General features: G+C 65.9%; 17 protein-coding genes. 8 read left to right on the top strand and 9 right to left on the bottom strand.

Annotation, left to right across the window (positions count from 1 at the left end):
• Positions 1–6 precede the first annotated feature (6 nt).
• The 8 genes from E1809_RS21705 to E1809_RS21670 form a co-directional block, all read right to left on the bottom strand.
• Complete coding sequence (locus E1809_RS21705; RefSeq protein WP_133206324.1) at positions 7–4,869, bottom strand: ATP-dependent helicase; 4,863 nt, start codon at positions 4,867–4,869, stop codon at positions 7–9.
• 40 nt (positions 4,870–4,909) lie between these two features.
• The gene (locus E1809_RS21700) at positions 4,910–5,548 is read right to left on the bottom strand and encodes a DUF4232 domain-containing protein (RefSeq protein ID WP_133206323.1); all 639 of its coding nucleotides are present in this window, start codon (positions 5,546–5,548) and stop codon (positions 4,910–4,912) included.
• Positions 5,549–5,652: 104 nt separating this feature from the next.
• Positions 5,653–6,390, bottom strand: coding sequence for a YcnI family copper-binding membrane protein (locus tag E1809_RS21695; protein WP_133206322.1), 738 nt, complete (start codon positions 6,388–6,390; stop codon positions 5,653–5,655).
• An 86-nt stretch (positions 6,391–6,476) separates the two neighbouring features.
• Positions 6,477–7,100 (bottom strand): hypothetical protein, encoded by a 624-nt coding sequence (locus E1809_RS21690; RefSeq protein ID WP_235835718.1) that lies wholly within the window; start codon positions 7,098–7,100, stop codon positions 6,477–6,479.
• A gap of 82 nt (positions 7,101–7,182) precedes the next feature.
• The gene (locus E1809_RS21685) at positions 7,183–8,379 is read right to left on the bottom strand and encodes a cation:proton antiporter (RefSeq protein ID WP_133206321.1); all 1,197 of its coding nucleotides are present in this window, start codon (positions 8,377–8,379) and stop codon (positions 7,183–7,185) included.
• A 9-nt stretch (positions 8,380–8,388) separates the two neighbouring features.
• Positions 8,389–8,784: a hypothetical protein gene (locus E1809_RS21680; protein ID WP_133206320.1), complete on the bottom strand. Its 396-nt coding sequence runs from the start codon at positions 8,782–8,784 to the stop codon at positions 8,389–8,391.
• Positions 8,777–9,349: an SRPBCC family protein gene (locus tag E1809_RS21675; RefSeq protein WP_133206319.1), complete on the bottom strand. Its 573-nt coding sequence runs from the start codon at positions 9,347–9,349 to the stop codon at positions 8,777–8,779. The genes E1809_RS21680 and E1809_RS21675 overlap by 8 nt, the downstream gene beginning before the upstream one ends.
• A 3-nt stretch (positions 9,350–9,352) precedes the next feature.
• Positions 9,353–10,486: a sulfite oxidase gene (locus E1809_RS21670; RefSeq protein ID WP_133206318.1), complete on the bottom strand. Its 1,134-nt coding sequence runs from the start codon at positions 10,484–10,486 to the stop codon at positions 9,353–9,355.
• A 130-nt stretch (positions 10,487–10,616) separates the two neighbouring features.
• On the opposite strand from E1809_RS21670, the gene E1809_RS21665 reads away from it, so the two are divergent.
• From E1809_RS21665 to E1809_RS21640, 6 genes are all read left to right on the top strand, one after another.
• Positions 10,617–11,351 (top strand): hypothetical protein, encoded by a 735-nt coding sequence (locus tag E1809_RS21665; protein WP_133206317.1) that lies wholly within the window; start codon positions 10,617–10,619, stop codon positions 11,349–11,351.
• A 60-nt stretch (positions 11,352–11,411) separates the two neighbouring features.
• Positions 11,412–12,032, top strand: coding sequence for a TetR/AcrR family transcriptional regulator C-terminal domain-containing protein (locus E1809_RS21660; protein WP_133206316.1), 621 nt, complete (start codon positions 11,412–11,414; stop codon positions 12,030–12,032).
• Positions 12,033–12,177: 145 nt separating this feature from the next.
• Positions 12,178–13,464 (top strand): MFS transporter, encoded by a 1,287-nt coding sequence (locus E1809_RS21655; protein ID WP_205754293.1) that lies wholly within the window; start codon positions 12,178–12,180, stop codon positions 13,462–13,464.
• Positions 13,465–13,494: 30 nt separating this feature from the next.
• Entirely contained in the window at positions 13,495–15,171 is a 1,677-nt protein-coding gene (locus E1809_RS21650) for an amidohydrolase (RefSeq protein WP_235835717.1), read from the top strand.
• Between the two features lie 18 nt (positions 15,172–15,189).
• The gene (locus tag E1809_RS21645; protein WP_133206314.1) at positions 15,190–15,369 is read left to right on the top strand and encodes a hypothetical protein; all 180 of its coding nucleotides are present in this window, start codon (positions 15,190–15,192) and stop codon (positions 15,367–15,369) included.
• Between the two features lie 85 nt (positions 15,370–15,454).
• Positions 15,455–15,934 (top strand): MarR family winged helix-turn-helix transcriptional regulator, encoded by a 480-nt coding sequence (locus E1809_RS21640; RefSeq protein ID WP_133206313.1) that lies wholly within the window; start codon positions 15,455–15,457, stop codon positions 15,932–15,934.
• A 61-nt stretch (positions 15,935–15,995) separates the two neighbouring features.
• On the opposite strand, the gene E1809_RS21635 is transcribed toward E1809_RS21640, so the two are convergent.
• Complete coding sequence (locus E1809_RS21635; RefSeq protein WP_133206312.1) at positions 15,996–16,199, bottom strand: hypothetical protein; 204 nt, start codon at positions 16,197–16,199, stop codon at positions 15,996–15,998.
• 321 nt (positions 16,200–16,520) lie between these two features.
• Here E1809_RS21635 and E1809_RS28055 point away from each other — a divergent pair, with 321 nt between their 5' ends.
• A complete protein-coding gene (locus E1809_RS28055; RefSeq protein ID WP_407921060.1) occupies positions 16,521–17,012 on the top strand; it encodes a hypothetical protein in 492 nt (163 codons plus the stop codon).
• Positions 17,013–17,643: 631 nt separating this feature from the next.
• The coding region (locus E1809_RS21625; protein ID WP_235835716.1) for a DUF222 domain-containing protein at positions 17,644–18,569 on the top strand (926 nt) is incomplete at its 3' end.

Here is an 18,569-nt window from a genome sequence, read left to right as displayed (position 1 = left end):
ACTACTTCAGGCACGGATCCTCAATCCTTTCGGCGTGGAGTAGGCCCCGGCCGCGGTCAATGCTGCGGCCACTGGAGTGTCCAGGAGGTCGTGGCCGTTCACTTTCTCCATGATGAGCTTGTCCACGGCTCCCCGATGGACCACGCCGACCAAGGCAGCGGCGGCTGCCGCCAGGACGCCGGCGTCATCGGTGAAGGTGAGCAGCGTCTTTCCGCCGCGTTCGACGTAAAGGACCAGCGCGCCGTCGACCATCACCACCAAAGCCCCGGCCTTGCGACCCGGCCGGTGGCCTGAACCTGCGTCCACGGCCTGGGCAGGCCACGGGAGGGCGGCGCCATACGGATTGGCCGGGTCCGTGGCCGCCAATGCCAAGGCGACGGGCTCGGCTTTGGCGAGCTGGGCATCTTCCGTGAAGGAGCGCAAGCGGTCCACTGTTGCGGGCACGGCGAATTGGGCGGCGCCAAGGTGTTCGATGAAGTAGCCGCGGCGGCAGCGGCCGACTTCTTCGAGCCGCGCCAGGACTTTGTACATCAGCCCGAATCCGCCGAGGATGTTCTCCGCCATCACGGAACCGCGGGTCACGACGCCGTACCTGTCGAGGAGCAGTTCCGCGGTGCCGCGCGCATGGACCGTGGGGTCGAGGGCGGGAGTGGGAAGTGCCGACCAGCGTCCGACGGCTACCGGGGGAGTGGGCGATGCACCGGTCGGTGATCCCATCAGGCCGGTCCCGTGAGAGCGTCCGAGCCTGCTCATCCGCAGCGACCTGGCCCGCGGTGTCCGGGAAGGCTGCCTGTGCGCGGTGCGGCCGGCGGAAATCATCGCGCGTACGGGAGCGAAGGTATCGCCCGTAATGCGTCCGGCCCACGCCAGGTCCCACAAAGCGGCAACTACGGCGCTGTCACTCAGCACCGCGTCCATTCCGCCGGCAACCTCGGTGAGCTGCCGGAAGAAGTAGGCGCCACCGGACTGCAGGTATTCCAGGAGGCGCAACTGGGCATCGCCGGGTTCGAAGTCGGGGCTCGGATTGAGCGTGAGTTCGGCGGCTTCGGCCACGTGGAGGCTGATCCATCCGTCATTTCCGGGCAGCGACCCCGCGCCGGACCAGACGACTTCCCCGGCGGCCATGAGTTCGTCCATCATGGCCGGTTGGTAGTCCGACACCCGGCTGGCGAGGACCAACGGCTCCCACGCCGACGCCGGAATCGGCACTCCGGAGAGTTGGTCAACCACCGTCATGATGCCGTCCAGGCCACGGAGGGCCGAAGCGCCCCGGCCACCGGAAGAACCGGGACGGCCCGCGGCCGGAACCGCGACGTTTTGCCACGCGGGCAGGAACCGCCCGTACGCGGAAGCGTCCACAGGTTCCACTTCGGCGCGCAAGGCTGCCAAGGAACGGCGCCGGAGCTTGCGAAGGACCTCGGCGTCGCACCACTCGACTCCCGGAGGAACGACGGGCAGGTCCAGCACGGCGGGAATCTCTGTCGAAGCAGGCGGCACTGCCACGTTCCCGTCCGGTACGCTCGGATGGGGACGGAACTCGCCTTCCACCACCCTGCCGTCGGCCGCCAAGCGTTTCAACGCGGTGCTTACGACGGCGACTCCGAGTCCCAGCCGTGTGGCGGCCTCCTCTGCCGTAAAGGGTCCGTGGGTCCGGGCGTAGCGGGAGACGAGGTCGCCGAGTGGATCATGAACGGGCTCGATGAAGGCCAGCGGAACGCCCATGGGCAGGGGAACGCCGATTGCATCCCGGAGCCTGGCCGCGTCTTCGATGGCGGCGAAACGTTCGGTTCCGCCGAGGGTGATGGCAAGGGCGCGGTTGGCTTTGCGCAGGGCGGCGAGGTGCTCCGAAGCGACCGTCGGCGACACGGGGTTTCCGTCCTCGGCCTGCAACCGCTCGGCGACCTCTTCCGGGTTGAGTGGCCCCAGCAGGCGCAACAAGTCCGCAACGCCTTCCATACCGCGGACGCGCCGATCGGGAGTGAGGCGCTGGAGTTCGCGCTCGGTGGCTTCGATGACTTTGGCATCGAGGAGCTCGCGCAGCTCCACCCGGCCGAGGAGCTCGTTGAGGAGCGTGGAGTCGAGGGCCAGTGCGGCTGCCCGGCGCTCCGCGAGCGGCGAGTCCCCTTCATACAGATACTGCGCAACGTAGCCAAATAGAAGGGATTTGGCGAAGGGGGACGGCTGCTGGGTGGTGGTCTGGACGAGGCGCAGTTCGCGTCGCTCAATCGACGCGGCGATGTCTTTCAGCGCCGGGAGGTCGTAGACGTCCTGCAGGCATTCGCGCACGGTTTCGAGAACGATAGGGAAGGAAGGGTATTTCCTCGCGACATCGAGCAATTGTGCCGAACGCTGCCTTTGCTGCCAGAGTGGTTGCCTTTTCGCCGGGTTCTGCCTTGGCAACAAGAGGGCCCGGGCAGCGCATTCACGGAAGCGGGAAGCAAACAGCGCGCTGCCGCCTACTTCTGCGGTAACGATCTGCTCAAGTTCCTCCGGCTCGAAGAGGAACAACTCGGCACCGGGCGGTTCGTCTTCCATCATCGGGACGCGAAGCACAATCCCGTCGTCGGCAGCCATGGCGGAACCGTCCAGGCCGTAGCGCTGCTGGAGCCGTTGCCCCACGGCGAGTGCCCACGGAGCATGGACCGGCATGCCAAACGGACTGTGCAGCACCACGCGCCAGTCGCCGAGTTCGTCGTGGAACCGTTCCACCACGAGCGTGCGATCGCTGGGGACAATTTCCGTGGCTTGTTTCTGTTCGTTCAGGTATTGGAGCAGGTTGTTGGCGGCGTAGTCGTCCAGTCCGCTGGCCTTGCAGCGTTCCAGCGCCGGACCTTGGTCCGAGGAGGATAGTTCGCGCACGAACGCGCCGAGCGCCCGGCCCAGGTCCACCGGCCGGCCCAGGGAATCGCCTTTCCAGAAGGGCAGCTTTCCTGGTTGCCCGAAAGCCGGCGAAACGAGCACACGATCGTGCGTGATGTCCTCGATCTTCCAACTGGTTGCGCCGAGCGCGAAGACGTCCCCCACCCGGGATTCGTACACCATTTCTTCGTCGAGCTCACCGACGCGCCGGCCGCCTTTTGCAGCGCGCGACGTCGAACCGGGTGCCTGTGCGCTGTCCTCTTCCGTTCCGATGATGTAGACGCCGAAAAGGCCGCGGTCGGGGATGGTTCCTCCGGACGTCACGGCAAGGCGTTGCGCCCCTGGCCGCCCTTCGATGGTCCCGGCATTCCGGTCCCACACGATGCGCGGGCGGAGCTCGGCGAACTCGTCCGACGGATACCGCCCTGCGAGGAGGTCCAGGGTGGCGTCGAACGCGGAACGGGGCAGGGTGGCGAACGGCGCGGAGCGGCGCACGGTGGCGAACCATTCCTCGACGTCGATGCTTCCCAAGGCAGTGGCGGCCACGGTCTGTTGGGCGAGGATGTCCAAGGGGTTCGCGGGAACATGGAGCCGTTCGATCCGGCCGCCCAACATCCGTTCCACCGTGATGGCGGTATGCACAAGGTCTGCCCGGTGCTTGGGGAAGAGCACGCCTTCGGAGATTTCACCTACTTGGTGGCCTGCGCGGCCCACGCGCTGCAGTCCGCTGGCCACCGACGGCGGCGACTCGACCTGGATCACCAGGTCCACCGCTCCCATGTCGATGCCGAGTTCGAGGGAAGATGTGGCCACGACGCATCGCAGGCGCCCGGACTTGAGGTCGTCTTCGATCAGGGCGCGCTGGTCCTTTGACACGGATCCGTGATGAGCCCGAGCCAAGACGGGGTCTGCGCCGCTCGTGCTCCCCGCTTGAGCCATCATGTGCGCTGGAGTCGCTGTTGAAGCTGGTGGTCCAAAATCAGGCGGCGTCGATTCCAATGCCGCCGTGGAGAACACATCCAGCGCCATCAATTGGCGCTCCGCGTAGATCTCGTTCAGCCTGGCCGTGAGCCGCTCCGCGAGCCGCCGCGAGTTCGCGAAGACAATAGTGGACTGCTTGGACAAGACGAGGTCGACGATCTTTTCCTCCACATGCGGCCAGATGGACGCTTGTGGCTGGAGCCCGGACGCAGGCCCGGAATCGAAAGCACCGGCCGCGCCCGCGAGGTCCGACATGTCCTCCACAGGCACGCTGACTGCCAGGTTCCAGTTCTTCCGGGACGGCGGAGCGACGATCTCCACGGGAGCGGAACCGGCGAGGAATTGCGCCACGAGCTCCCGCGGTTCCACCGTGGCCGACAGGCCTATCCGCTGCGCAGGTTTCGGCAGCAACGCATCAAGCCGCTCCAAGGAAACTGCCAAGTGACCGCCGCGCTTGGTGCCCGCAACGGCGTGGACCTCGTCCACGATCACGGTGTCTACTTCGCTGAGCGTCTCGCGCGCCCGCGAAGTCAACATGAGGAACAACGATTCGGGCGTGGTGATGAGGATGTCCGGCGGGCGGCTGAGCAGCGCGCGGCGATCCGCCGTCGTTCTATCTCCCGAACGGACGCCGACGCTCACCAGGGGCGCCGGCAACCCGAGCCGCTTGGCCGTTTGCGTGATGCCGATGAGGGGCGAACGGAGGTTGCGTTCGACGTCCACGCCGAGCGCCTTCAGGGGAGAGATATAGAGGACGCGGGTCTTGCGCTTCGGGCCTTTGCTGTCCACGGGGACGGCAGGCACCGTGGAAAGCAGCCTGTCCAAAGCCCACAGGAACGCCGCGAGCGTCTTGCCTGAACCGGTAGGCGCCACTACCAGGGCGTGCGAACCGGACGAAATGGCGCGCCAGGCACCGTCCTGTGCAGGAGTGGGCGCCGAGAACGCGCCGAGGAACCACTCACGCGTGGCACGACTGAACCGGTCCATGGCGGACACGCCAGGACCGTTCAGTGAACCACTCTCCTGCATTCCTCCATCATGCCCCAAGGCAGTGACAGAATAAGGCCCCTCAGCCCGCCTGGAAGGCCTGGACGCTCAGCAAGTTGATGGTGGAGTTGCTGCAAGCGTCCTGTTGTTGCGCGACGAACAGGGACGCGGTGTCCTCCGGCGGGTAGATGCGGTAGCCGGCTGCGGGTGTGCGGGTGCAGTCGGGGTAGTTGCCGGCCTGGGTGTAGCGGAGCTGGGCTACTCCGGTCTTCCCTGGTGCAAGGACCACGTCCGTCACCGGCACGGAATCGTCGCGCGTTGCGGCGGCACCGATCGGATCCCCGGTAGGCGATGCCGTCAGCGAGACGCCCGGGTAGCCACTCAAGACGCACGAGTCAGTGCCCGTGTTGGTCACGATGAGCTTCATGTAGACGCTGCCCGCGGCTCCGCCGCCCTTCGAATCGAGGCTGGCCGTCAGCGAGGCTGCCTTGCAAAGGCCGGGGCCGCCAGCCATCGAGGTGGTGGGGCTGGATGAGGGAGAGCCGGCAACCGAGGTGGTCGCGCTCGCCGAGGACGAAGCGGACGGGGAACTCGACGGGGTTGCGCTCGCCGTGCTTGACGGCCCGGATTGGGACTGGCTCTGGAAGCAGCCCGAAAGCAGGAATACAGAAGCCACTGCCGCAGTGAGCAGGAGACCATTCTTGACTTGCATATTCGTCATGCGCACAGCCTGTCGTCGTCACTTGCCGGAGTCAACTGCGGCGCGGTAGTGCCGCGGGATTGGCGCCCGGATCGTAATGTTCCGGGCGCCCTCCAGCGGACTCGCTACTTGGCCGCCGGCACCTTGGCGGACCGCTTGCGGAAGAAGGCCGCGGCTCCGAGCACAAGCCCTGCGACGCCGGCGACCAGGCCGGCCCAGCTACGTGCCTGGGAACCGTCGTCGCTCACCGAAGCCATCTGCTCGGTTGAAACGGCAGTGGTGGATACGGCAGTGGCCGCGTGTCCATCTGCAGCGGCGGCCGCAGTAATGGCGACCGACGGGGCCGGTGCTTTCAACGAGTGCGGATCCTGGCCTGCGGCCGGGATTTCAGCCCAGTTCGTTTGTCCTTGTTCGCAGTTCTGCAGGGTGGGGAAATAGATGGTCTTTCCCGCGGCATCAGGCAGTTTCACCGACAGGACCAGGGCGTCGCGCAAGTGCGGATCCAACGGCGTCTTGGCGGTGTAGACGATCTGGCTGGTGCGCTTGGTGATGGACGTGCCGTCCGCCAGCTTCTTCGGCTCAGGCAACGTCTGGGTGACCTTCTCGACAGTCCAGTTCGGGTTCACCGTGGGGGTGGCGTCCGTCAGTTCGTCGGGGAGGTTGATGGTCACCTTCGTGGTGGCCGAGGCGTCGCAGCCGTGCGGGACGCCGAACGTCAGCAAAGCGTACGAGTTCGCCGCGGTCTTGTCCGGATTGATCGAGACGTGCGCGGAGGCGCCGGCGAGGCCGGCCATCATGAGGGCTGCGGTTCCGCCGGCGATTGCGGTTGCGGAAAGGGTACGGCGGAGCGATGACTTTTTCATGGGTGGGTTGCCTTTCAGGCAGCGCGCGAAAGCGCGCCAAAGTGCGGGTGATGGAGCCCGTCACCTGGAGGCGGTGCCGGGCGGAGTCAGGGAAGTACGACGACGGCGGGAGGGCCGCGCCTACTGTCTTGCCTGAGGTTCCGCCAGGGTTGGGGGATGAAAACGTCGGGTGAGCCGAGTACGCGGGGTGCGGTCCCGGCGTCGGGCCTGAAAACCAGCCGAATGAGCTGGAAAAGGGGACGGAGCCACGCCTCCAATTGCCACAGGGCCTTCTCGCCCCACGCCAAGAGCAGCGCGGAAGCGGCCGTCGCAAGGACGTGGCCACCAAGCATGAGCCAACTCAGGGGAGTATCGAGTTCGTGGAGGCGGGCCTCTCCCGCTTCAAGCCCGGAAAGCAGGTGTTCGCCGGAAGAATGGTGGCTTTCCGGACCGGGAGCAGCGACCTTGATGGGGCTGAAAGCCGTAAAGGCTTCGTGCAAGGCGAACTGGCTGGCTCCCAGGAGGGTGCCAACGGCCAGGAAACCGAGTTTGAACCGGGTAGCCAGCGTCGTGGCGAGCCCGGTTAAAGCAATGACGGCCAGCAGCACAGGCGCGGACGGAAGCTCACCGCCCGCGAAAACGTGCGCGGCTGCCGCCAAGGACACCATCGTGATGGCCATCGCGCCCGAACGCAAGGCATGGAAGGGCGCGCGGACAGGCAAAGCGTGCACGGTTCCTCCCTTTTTAGCGGTCTCATGATGATCGACTGTTCAAGACCGCCGGTCAAGCCGTCAATTCTAGTAGTTGCGAAACTCAGGCCGTTGCTGTTGAGCCGCCCGCCGTCCCGGCCACGGTCCCCTTGCCCGTTTCGTCAGGCTTTGCATCCGAGAACGTGCGGGCAGCCCGGGAACCGGCGAGCGTGCTTGCGCCGATGCTGATGAGGGCTCCCAGGATCATGGCGGCGGCTTCTCCGGGTTCCAGCAAGTGCAGTTGCGTGCCGATGGTCGCCGCAGCGACGGGTACTCCCAATTGCGAGGCTGCGAGGATGGCGAGGGGGAGCGGCTGGCCAAGCGCCCGCAATGCGCCGTGCACCAAGAGTGTTCCGAAGCCCAGGCAGATGCCGAGGAGGATCATTCGGGGGCTGCCGGCGAGGGTGCGGAGGTCAAGCGACGCGCCCAGCCACACAAAGAACACCGGTCCCAGGAAACCGTCGCTCACCGCGAAGAGCTGGTGGGCAAGGCGCCGCGGTTCGCCGACCGCCGAGACCACCAGGCCGAAGGAGAATCCGGCCAGCATGATGGATACGTGGCCTGAAACCGCCAAGCCGCCGAGGGCGAACAGCAAAGCCAACTGGACGCGCAATTCCAAGGCGAACTTCCGGTCTTCGGAGACGTCATGGACACGTCCCCTTGTGCCGCTGGTTTCCAGCCAACGGAGCACGAAGAACAGGACGGCCGCGCATAAGGCGACGACGGCCGCTCCTGCCGCGGCGCGCAAGGCATTCGGCGGGTCCACGGCCAGCGGAAGCGCCACGATGCAGGCGATATCGGCTATGGCGACCTGCGCCGTCGTCGTGAGGACTTTCGGTCCGCCCAACCGCAAGGAATCGACAATCGGCAGGACCAAGGCCGCCGACGACGACGCGAGCAGCACGATGTAAAGAGGGGCATGTCCGGTGCCGAAGGCGAAGGCGATGGCGATTCCGACGGCGACCGCCAGCACCGCTGCGACGCCGGCACGCAACGCTCCGCTCCCCAGCGCCGGACGGATGGCTTTGTCCCGCACGGGCACGTGCGTTCCGGCGACGAACATGATGAGCGCGAACCCGACGTCGGCCATGAAGGTAAACGTGGGATCGGACGAGTTCACCAGGGCGAAACCCGTACGCCCGATCACGATACCGGCCAGCAGTTGCCCCAACACCACGGGCAAGTGCCATTTTCGCGGAAGCGCCAGCAAAGGCCCTAGGAGCGCAACTGCGGCGATCAGCGACAGCTGGAAGAAGGACACGCGTTCCTCCTATCGCGGCGCGTCTGCCAGTTTGAGCGGGATGTCCGTGTTCTCGTCCGTGTAATAGCTCGCGCACACCCGGTGGTAGCCATCGGCCACTTGGGCGGGAATGCCGCGGGCGAGGTCGCCCTTGACCAGCAGGATCGGCGAGAGCTTCTTGCCGTCTTTGATCTTCTTCAGGTCCGAGGCCACGTGGGCGTTGTCTTCGGGAAGCAGCGCGAGCCTCGCGGCCCGCAGGATGTCCTTCGCTTTGCGGTGCACGATCGGCGCGGACTGCAAAGCGGCGACCACCGTGGCAACGACGTCGTCGGACTCAAGCATGGAAAGGTAGTTCGCCGCGGCCGGGTAGTCCTGGTCCTCGGGTTCGGGCAACCAGCGGACTTCCCCTTTGTTGTTGTCAGGCATGCGTTGTGCTCCTTGGCCAGCGGTATCGGCTTGCAAAAGTGGGTGGTGCCGGGCGGGGGACCTTCGAGGGGTCCGCGCCTGGACGCCGTCGTCGCAATTCAAGCGCCAGCGCCTCCCGGCCTTGCGCCATAGCCCACTGGTGGTTCGCTGAAAAGGCGGGCTTGAGCAGCCAGCTTAGCCGCCGGAGAAGGGGTTTGGCAGCGCTGACGCGCCAATCGTAGGTGACCACCGTTTCCGGCCCGTCCTGTTCGAAAGTCCAGCGCCCGACGCCGTTCAGGTCGCCTCTCGCGGAGATCGCGAAACCGCGCTCGGTGATCGGTTCGGTGACCGTGAGCCGCCACTTGAGGGTGTACGGCAGCCAACCTTTTGTATGCAATGAGAACGCCTTGCCCGTGCCGTCCGGGGTTCCGGGGTCCAACGGCACCACCCTCAAGTACACGGACGGCCACCACTGGGGCAAGGTGCCGACGTCGCCCAGGATGTCCATTACCTCGCGCGGGGTAGCTGCGACGCGCCAGACGGTCAAAAAATCGTAGTCGGTGCTGCTCTTGGTATTGCCGCCCATTTACTACTCCCGGACCGTCACGGTCATCCGTTGGACGTCGTTGTTTCCCATGCCCAGGTAGTTCCATTCCGGGGCGTCGGGTTGGGTCCCGCCCATAGAGTCCGTGGCCCGGCACGCGAGCTCGTGGGTGCCCGGTGTGGCGATCCAGGTGAAGGTCCAACCGCGCCAGGCATACGGGCCGGCCGGCGCCTGGAGTTGGGCTTGCTCCCACACCCCGTCCACGCAGACTTCCACCGTCTCGATGGTCCCGTTTCCCGACCAGGCGCGGCCGCTGAGCTGGACCGGCCCGGCGTCCACGGTGCGCTGCCGCGTGAAGAAATCCGGAATGCCGGGCGGGGCCATGAGCGATCGGACCTTGATCCGCTGGACCGGTTCACCGGGGTCGTCCGGGCTTTGGCTGTACCGGTAGGAACGGAGCTGCTGGTAGCCATCGAAACCGTGGTCGATCGCCTCGACCGACCGCAGCCATTTGACACTCGTCATGCCGTACCATCCCGGAACCAGGAGCCGGACAGGGTAGCCGTGCTGCGGTGGCAAGGCCTGGCCGTTGACCTCGTAGGCGAGCAACACGTCGTCGGACATTGCGTCCGCCACGGACAGGCCGCGGGCGTACTGCTGCTCCACGCCGCCTTGGATCCCGCGGTCCGCCCCCGTGAAGACGAGTTCGACGGCGTCCGGCGAGACACCGGCGTCGAGCAGCAACGGCGCCAGGGGAGTTCCCGTCCACTCGGCCGTCCCCACACCGCCTTGGTCCCACGGCTGGCTCACAGGCCGGGGTTCCATGCGCGAACGGCCGTTGCCGGCGCATTCCATGGTGACGGCGTAGGTGCGGCGCTCGCGGTGTTGGAGGTCATGCAGCGTGTATTCGTGGGGATGGTCCACAAGGCCGCCGATGTTCAACCGCCACGAGACGGGATCTATATGCGGAACGTCGAAATGCACCAGGAGGTAGTGCATGCCCACGGGTGTGATGGGCCAGTTGAGCATCTCCAGGGGCAGGGCGTGGTTGCGCGAAGCGAGCTGCAGTTCCTCGCGCGAGATGGGGCCGCTGGTTGGGGCGGTCGGTGCGATCGGGGCGGTGGTGTCCGGGGTGGCAACAGCGGCGCCCTCCGCTGTGCGGCGGGTCTTGACGCTCATGATCCCAGTATGGGCGCCGTCCGCAGGGGTGTCATCAGTCGGCTTGCCCGGACTGCCTGCGCGCCTCACGGACCAGCCCGTGGTTCGACGGTAGAAAGGGGAGGCCGGCCCACCACCCATGACAGGAACCATGATTTTCACAAGCAAGACCCGAGTCCTCCTCACGACCATCCTGATCGGGATCCTCGTTGCGGCAGGCCTCTGGTACCTTGGCCGGCAAGCCCAAGCGATCTCGGGGGCGTCCCCTGCCACGGCCACCGCTAGCGCGACGCCGGACGCGGCCACAGGGGACGACGTCGAGCCCGTCCAGCCGGGGGACAGCGGACCGGCTGCCGTCCCCGACGCGGCGGTGGCGCAGGGAAGCGCGCCGAAGGCCATCCACTCTCCGGACAAGGTCAGCCGAGACCTCACCCTCACTCCGAACCAATGCAAGGTGCGGATCCTGGACGCCGTGAAAGGCGAGATCCTTCCGGACGCATCGTGCACGCCTGGCGCCATCGATCCGGCCGTGACCGAGGCGAATATCAGCAGCACGATCTGCAAGTCGGGGTACACCACCACGGTCCGGGCCCCCGTCTCGGACACTGACAAGGTCAAGAAGCTGAGCCTCCAGCAATACGGCCTGGCACCGTCGTCCTCCACCGAGTACGACCACCTCATCAGCCTTCAACTCGGCGGCACGAACGCCGTCTCCAACTTGTGGCCCGAACCGAACCGCGAAGGGGCTCCGGGGACCACCAACCCGAAAGACGCGATCGAGACGCGCCTGAACAAAGCGGTCTGTTCCCACCGAGTCACGCTTGCCGACGCCCAGAAAGCCATCGCCCGCAACTGGGTCACCGCGGAAAAGGACCTTGGCCTGTAAGGATTTCCCCGTGGTGCTCCGCTGATAGCTTGGTGGTACCCCACCCAAGGAGACCCCGCCATGGCGCGCCCGCTCAAACCGTTGATTTCCCTTGACGCCGTTGTCACAACGGCCCTGGAACTCATTGACGAGACCGGCGATTTCAGCCTGCCCAAATTGGCCGCGCGGATCGGGGTGAGCCAGTCGTCCATCTACAACCATGTGTCCGGGCGGGAAGAGATCCTGGAGTTGGTCCGGGGCCGCATCACGGAAGGCGAACCCTTACCGCTCCCAGCGGACGCCAATTGGGAGGATGTGCTGCGGTCCGAGATCCGTGCCTACCGGGAGAATTTTGCGCGGCATCCCCGAACGGCACCCCTCTTGGTCATGCAGACCGTCCGGCACGCCCATGTCATCGCCTTGTATGAGCGGATGGCTTCGGCTTTGGAGGACGCGGGTTTCGCCGGGGCCGACGTCGGCTCGGCCCTCGCGATGATCGACAGTTTCGCCCTCGGGGCGGCGTTGGACCTGGCAGCTCCGGGCAACGTCTGGGAGGTGGAGCCGGGGAACGATTCGGCTTTGGGGCGCGCCGTGGATGGAGTTTCGGAGCTAGCGGACAGGGCCGAAACGGCTTTCGAATTCGGCCTTGACGTGTTGATCGAGGGCCTGCGCTTGCGGAAGGACAGGGCCGGCCGAAGGTAGGGCCGGCGTCTCCCTCTTACCGAACAGTTGTGTTGTAGGTCATTTGCGTGGATACTAAAACGAAAGCCTTTCGGTTAGTGATCCGTTCCTCACTGGCCACGGCGAAGAGTCGCAACGGTGCGACCCCCAAGACGTGGAGATTCCTTTGAACACTTCCCCTCCCCAAGACTCTGCAGGCCGGGTAGCCCTGACCGCCAGGCGCGGAATCTCGACCTTCGGCATCGGCGTCGTCGGCTTCATGGCCGCCAACCTCGTGCCGTTCATGATCATCGCGCTCGTCGACCAACACGGACTCACGCCCACTGAGGCAGGAACAGTCATGACTGCGTGCTTGTTGAGCACCGCCATATCCTGCCTCCTGACCTCCCGCTGGACAGCCCTGAGCGGCAGGCGCACTGTTGCCCGCATCGGTCTCCTGCTTTCGGCCGCCGGATTCGGCATCGCCGCCCTTGTTCCCGTGACTCCGCTGGCCATCGCCGGGATCATCCTCGGCGGACTTGGCGGCGGCGGGGCCATCTCGTCCAGCGGGGCCGCGCTCGCGGCCCTCCGTAACCCGAACCGCATGTCCGGCATCAGCGGACTCGCCAACCGGGCCATCGTCACGGTGGTGCTGGCCCTCATTCCGCTGCTCGGCGTCGGAATGCTGAGTGCCTTCGGCCTCCTCGCGATCCTTGCACTCGCGTTCGCCGCCACCGCGGGGTGGATGCCGGACACCGCTGGGGACGGTTCCGTGCCCAGGAACGGAGGGTCCGACGTCGGACGCTCGCCTGAAGCGGTCAAGCCGCCAGTGCCGGGCCAGGCCGCGGGCGCATCCCGCCGCGTGATGATCGCCGGAGTGAGCCTCCTGACCTGCTTCGGACTCTGGGCGGTCGGCGAGGATTCACTGTGGGCCGTCGCGGGGTCCATGGGAGCCGCCCATGCCGGGATCGGCGACCAGGAGATCGGGCTGATGTTGAGCATCTCGACGGCGGGTGGCCTGGTTTTCGGTGCGGTGGTAAGTTACGCGGGCGAACGCCTCGGCAGGACACCCACTTTGATCGTCCTGCTGCTCCTGGGTGGCGGCCTCAAGTTTGCCGCGGGCCTGACCAATGATCCGTTCTGGTACATGCTGGTGATCATCGCCTGGAACACGGTATATGCCTTGGCGTTCATGTACGTGGTCTCGGTTGCAGTCGCCTTGGACGCCCGCGGATTCTGGTCGGCCGCGCTGAGCGGCACTTACCTGATCGGCTCCGCCTTTGCGCCGTTGTTCGGCACCTTTGTTGCCGAGGCCCTGGGCTATGTTCCGTTGACCGCCATCCTCTCGGCTTTCAGTTTCATCCTCCTGGTTCCCTTCGTGCTGGTCTCCCGCGTGGCCGCGAGCGTCGAGGCACGCGCCCGCGCTGAGGCACAGGAACCAGCCATCAACGTCCACCACGCAGCAGCCGTCTAGCTGAAGCAATCGTCCAGAGAAGGAATTCTTGTGAGCACACGCACCCTGTACCGAAACGCCAGGATCTTCACCGCCGAAGTTGCCGCTGGCGTCGCCGAAGCCATGATCGTCGACGGCGACAGGCTCGCCTTCGTGGGCAGCGAGGCGGAGGCCCTTCGCCTGGTTGCAGCTGATGCGGAGGCTCCTGCCGATCCGGCGGGTCCTGCCGCCGTCGTCGACCTCGGGGGAGCGTTCGTCCTGCCCGGCTTCATCGACGCCCACACCCACTTGGAAATGATGGGCGCCACAATGCAGAAAGTGGGCCTGCGCGACGCCGCCGACCTCGAGGAGATCCAGCTGCGGATCAAAGAATACGCAGCTGCAAACCCGGACGCGCCGCGCATCCTCGGAACGAGTTGGCTTTTCTCGGCCATTCCCGGCGGTGCGCCGACCGCGGCGATGATTGACGCCGTCGTACCCGACCGCCCGGTGTACTTGGACGCGAACGACCTCCACTCGATGTGGGTCAACACCGCGGCCCTGGCCGAAATGGGCATCGACAAGGACACCCCGGACCTGATCGGCGGCAGGATCCTGCGCGATCCGGAGACGGGCGAGGCCACCGGTTTCCTTGAGGAGACCGCGATGCACCACTACGCGTGGCCGAAGCTGGCGTCGCTGACCACAGACCAGCAGCGCGATGAGCGCATGGCCACGGCGTTCGAACACTACTTGTCCACAGGCGTCACCGGCGCGATCGACATGGCGCTTGGCGAGGACGAGTTGGCCGCCTTGCTGCGGCTCCTCAAGCGCGGGGAAGGAACGCTTCCGTTGCGCGTCAACGCGCACTGGCTCGTGGCCCCGAGCGGAAACCAGGAGGAGAATCTTGCGCAAGTGGCCCGTGCCGCGGAGCTAAGCCGGGAGATCGATACGCCCTGGCTGCGGGTTGTCGGGATCAAGATCATCGCCGACGGCGTGATCGACGGGTGCACTGCCGCCATGAAGAAGCCGTACTCCGACGGCAGCAACGCGGACCTCATTTGGCCCGCGGAATATCTGAATCCGGTGGTCGCCGCCGCCGATGCCGAGGGACTCCAGGTGGCCATCCATGCGATCGGCGACCTCGCGTCCGAGGTAGCGCTCGACGCCTTGGAGTACGCCAACAGCGTCAACGGCCCGAACGATCGGCGGCACCGGATCGAGCATATGGAGACGGTCACGGAAGAGAGCATCCAGCGTCTCGCCCGCCTGGGCGTCGTGGCGTCGATGCAGCCCGTCCACGCCGATCCGGCCGTCCAGGAAAACTGGCGCGCAATGCTCGGCGACCACCGCGTGGACCGCGCCTACCCCTGGACGGAATTCACCGACGCCGGGGCCACCCTCGCGCTGGGATCGGACGCCCCCACCGCACCGCATGAACCCCTGCCGAACATGTACATCGCCACGACGCGCAAATCCGCGCTTGATCCAAGCCTGCCCGCCAACCTCCCGAAGTACGCGCTGACCCTGGCCGATGCCCTGGGCCACGCCACGCGCGACGCCGCCTACTCCTGCCGTCGGGACCACGAATTGGGCCGCCTCGCCGCGGGTATGCTCGCCGACTTCGTGGTTTTGGACACCGACCCGTTCGACGCCGGACTCGACTCGCTGCTGACCGCTTCGGTCGCCCTCACGGTAGTGGGCGGGACGGTTCGCTACCGGGGTAGGGTTGGGATTCGGCAGTGCTGAACACCTAAGGAGACATTCATGAAGATCAGGGCCCCTCGACTCGACGTGAGCGGTGTACTCGTCGTCTGGGCCCTGATTTTCGGCTTGTGGCAGCCATTCGTGTGGTGGCGGGAGATTGTGGCGGTCGCCTGCTTGATCATCGCGCTGTGGGGCGCGACCGCCTGGCTCAAGCGCCGCCGTCGTACTCAAAACCACTAGCGGGCGCGCCCGCCGGAGCAAGCCATCCGGCCGCCCGCCGACCGGGCCGCCGGGTCAAAATCCGAGTGCGCGTACAATGGGGGATATGCCGGACATTGAGCGTTGGCCCACCGGGCGCTTGCTTTCTACAGCGGCCCGGCTCGTGGAACATTCCTGGGATGAAAACCTCAGGGCAATCGGCCTGACCCACGCTGGCGTTATCGCCCTGGAAGTCCTTGCCGTCACGGGCCCCATCACGCAGACCATGCTGGCCCAGATCGTGCGGGTACAGGCCCAAACTATGGGTCAGACCCTCAACAGGCTTGAAGTCCACGGCCATATCTCCCGCCGTCGCAGTTCCGAGGACCGTCGGGTGCACGTCGTCTCTATGACGAACGACGGCAGCCTGGCACTTGAGCGCGCTGCCGAGGCTGAGAAGCGTGTCCTGGCGGACGTACCCATCGATGTATCGATGTTCCGGCAGGAGTTGAAGGTAGTAGTCCGCGAACTCGCCGACCGCCAGGTGCCGGTTCCCGCCGGAGCCGCCCTCAATGGGCATCACGCGCCTTTGATGCCTGAGGAATAGCGCGCCGCTTGTGGGCTTGCGTCGGGAATTACGACGGCGACCCTCGGCGCGCGCGGTCCGCTTACCCGGCCAGGTCCGGCTCGGGTGTTATCACTTCGGCGAGTTCGGCACCGGCTCGGCGGGCAGCGATTTCTTCCCTGACGGAGTCGTACCAGGACTGGGCACCAAACTCGGGTTCACCGGCGTCGAGGTGCCTGAACAGGGCGTCTGCCAAAGCGGCAAGGTCTTCGTCCGACAATCGCTCGAGTCCGACGACGGGATCCATCTCGCCATTGAGGCAAGAAGCAAGGAAGGCATTCATCGTCCGGCTACCACCGTGGTTGCGGCGGAGTGCCGGTCAGCCACACGATAATTGGGGACGACGGCGGGAAATGGGTACGGCATACTGCGGATCAAGGATCACTCCGTGGAAAGAGTTCCGAGGGCCGGCTGCATAACCCACCCTGACTCTATCCGCGGAACGAGGCACACAGCAACATGCCCCGTCCCGTGTGGAGTACTGCGGGAAGGAGCGTTATGGTCAACCTTACTCAAATACTAAGCGTGCTTATTTTTATTTCTCGTTTTTGATCGCTGGCCGATCTTTGTGCTGGCTTCCTTGGGATTCGGTTTCTTTGTGGCAAGCTCCGCCAACTACAACAAAACCTACGGGGCCATCGGCGGTGTGATCGTGATGCTCCTTTGGCTTTGGAGCCTGAACATGTCCCTGCGTTCGGAGCCGAACTCGGAGCCGAACTCGGCGCCGAAACCGAACGCGGCCGCGAACTCAGGCCGGAATCAACGCCGAGGAAACCATCCAGCTCCGCCCCGCGGGCGACTAAGCGCAGCGCTGAAGAACAGGAGCGCCATGGAGAATCTGCAAGTTACGCGCAGACCGCTGGTGGGAAGCGGGGATCGAGAGCGACGAGCGGCTTCCACGAGAAGCGGCACCCCCGCCGTCGGGGTTCAAGTGCGGGCCGACCGCGTTTTGATGCGGGCCGTCTGCGCCTCAAAGTTGGCGTCCGCGCTTATCCCAGTCAGCTCGACGGGCCTCTTCGGCGTCCCCAAAGCGTTTGTCGTGATGGCGGACGAGGAGTAGCCAGGCGAGGCCTGCCAGAGGAGCCATTAGAGCTTTAACTGAGACATATTCAGCGATGTCCCGGGGCCTATCCGACGTGCATTTAGCGGAATCCGCGGCGGGTCATTTTCGGGGCCCCAGCGCTTGATTCACATTCCGTCGCTTGAAGCGCCGGAATGAAAAACGAGAACTGCCGCAGGTGGGGGTGGCCCTTTGATGTCGGGCCCGTGGACCGCTCTGTTTACGGACGGGATTGGGGGAGCGGATTTGCCGACGCGGCAGCTTAAGACGGGCACGTCTTCGGTTAATGGCTCGCCCAACGCAAGAGTGGGCGACGCCGGGCGCGATCCCGTCGCTTGAAGCGCCGGAATGCCGAACAAGAACTGCCGCGGTGGTGCGGGTCCTCTTATTGTCGGGGTCTTCTGAATGGCTTTGAGCATGGACGGGACCGGGAGGGAACGGGTTTGCGGACGCGGCAGCTTGCGGCCGGCGCGTATCCGGGTGGTTGTTCGCGTGACGCAGGTCGACGACGCCGGCCGCGGTCCCGTCGCTTGAGGCGCCGGTTTTGAAAACAAGAGCCGGTTTTTCAAACAAGAACCGCCGCGGGTCGGGCGGGGCTTATTTTGTCGGTGCCTTCTGGAAGGCTTTGGTTATGGACGGGATTGGGGGATCGGTTTTGCCGACGCAGCAGCGGGCGGACATGCCTTCGGGCGATGACAGGAGCCGTGATGCTGCCGTTCGTGGTGCCGGGTCGCCGATCGCCGCTCTTCCCGGGACTGATCCCCGTCCTGCTCCTGGTGCAGATCCGTTCGTCCTGATCGAGGCGGCGATCGCGGCGGTGGTTGCGTTCCGCCCCGGCACCCACACCGCCTTGACCGATACCACCGAAATCCCCGCCACCAGCACCAATGAGCCCGGCACCACCGCCACCGCCACCGGCACCGGCACTAGTGACCCAGACATCACCGCCACCACCGCTAACGCGGGGGCGGGTGTGGAGTTGATTGCTCAGTTGCGCCTGTTGGAGGATTTGAAGTCCGCGATTGCCGGGGCGCAGGCCCGGATCACTGTTGCGTTCGACACTGCCCGGCGCCGTGCCCACGCGAACCTGGGTGTTCCTGCCGCGGAGCAAGGCAAAGGCGTCGGCGCGCAGGTGGCCTTGGCGAGGCGGGAATCCCCGGCCAAAGGCTCCCGCCTCCTGGGCCTGGCCCGGGCGTTGGTGGTGGAGATGCCCCGGACCCTGGCCGCCCTGGAGACCGGACAACTCAACGAATGGCGTGCGACGCTGCTGGTGAAGGAAACCGCCTGCCTCACTGCCGTGGACCGCGCCGGTGTCGACGCCGAACTGGCCCCCGACACCGGAACCCTCAACGGTGCCGGAGACCGTGCGGTCATCGCCGCCGCCCGGGCGGCCGCGTACCGACGTGACCCGGCCTCCGTCACCCGCCGCGCCGCCCGCGCCGTGACCGAACGGCACGTCAGCCTGCGCCCGGCCCCGGACACCATGACCTATTTGACAGCGCTGCTGCCCGTGGCCCAGGGCGTGGCCGTGCACGCCGCCCTGTCCCGCCACGCAGA

The organism is Arthrobacter terricola (genome assembly GCF_004354015.1).
Taxonomy (GTDB): Bacteria; Actinomycetota; Actinomycetes; order Actinomycetales; family Micrococcaceae; genus Arthrobacter; species Arthrobacter terricola.
The sequence above is the reverse complement of the archived record's forward strand: the minus strand, read 5'-3'. Positions and strand labels throughout refer to the sequence as shown.

What these genes read in the sequence shown, in the direction of transcription:
- E1809_RS21705 (WP_133206324.1), bottom strand. Translation starts at nt 4,869, where the DNA reads ATGCAGGAGAGTGGTTCACTGAACGGTCCTGGCGTGTCCGCCATGGAC.
- E1809_RS21700 (WP_133206323.1), bottom strand. Translation starts at nt 5,548, where the DNA reads ATGACGAATATGCAAGTCAAGAATGGTCTCCTGCTCACTGCGGCAGTG.
- E1809_RS21695 (WP_133206322.1), bottom strand. Translation starts at nt 6,390, where the DNA reads ATGAAAAAGTCATCGCTCCGCCGTACCCTTTCCGCAACCGCAATCGCC.
- E1809_RS21680 (WP_133206320.1), bottom strand. Translation starts at nt 8,784, where the DNA reads ATGCCTGACAACAACAAAGGGGAAGTCCGCTGGTTGCCCGAACCCGAG.
- E1809_RS21675 (WP_133206319.1), bottom strand. Translation starts at nt 9,349, where the DNA reads ATGGGCGGCAATACCAAGAGCAGCACCGACTACGATTTTTTGACCGTC.
- E1809_RS21670 (WP_133206318.1), bottom strand. Translation starts at nt 10,486, where the DNA reads ATGAGCGTCAAGACCCGCCGCACAGCGGAGGGCGCCGCTGTTGCCACC.
- E1809_RS21665 (WP_133206317.1), top strand. Translation starts at nt 10,617, where the DNA reads ATGATTTTCACAAGCAAGACCCGAGTCCTCCTCACGACCATCCTGATC.
- E1809_RS21660 (WP_133206316.1), top strand. Translation starts at nt 11,412, where the DNA reads ATGGCGCGCCCGCTCAAACCGTTGATTTCCCTTGACGCCGTTGTCACA.
- E1809_RS21645 (WP_133206314.1), top strand. Translation starts at nt 15,190, where the DNA reads ATGAAGATCAGGGCCCCTCGACTCGACGTGAGCGGTGTACTCGTCGTC.
- E1809_RS21640 (WP_133206313.1), top strand. Translation starts at nt 15,455, where the DNA reads ATGCCGGACATTGAGCGTTGGCCCACCGGGCGCTTGCTTTCTACAGCG.
- E1809_RS21635 (WP_133206312.1), bottom strand. Translation starts at nt 16,199, where the DNA reads ATGGATCCCGTCGTCGGACTCGAGCGATTGTCGGACGAAGACCTTGCC.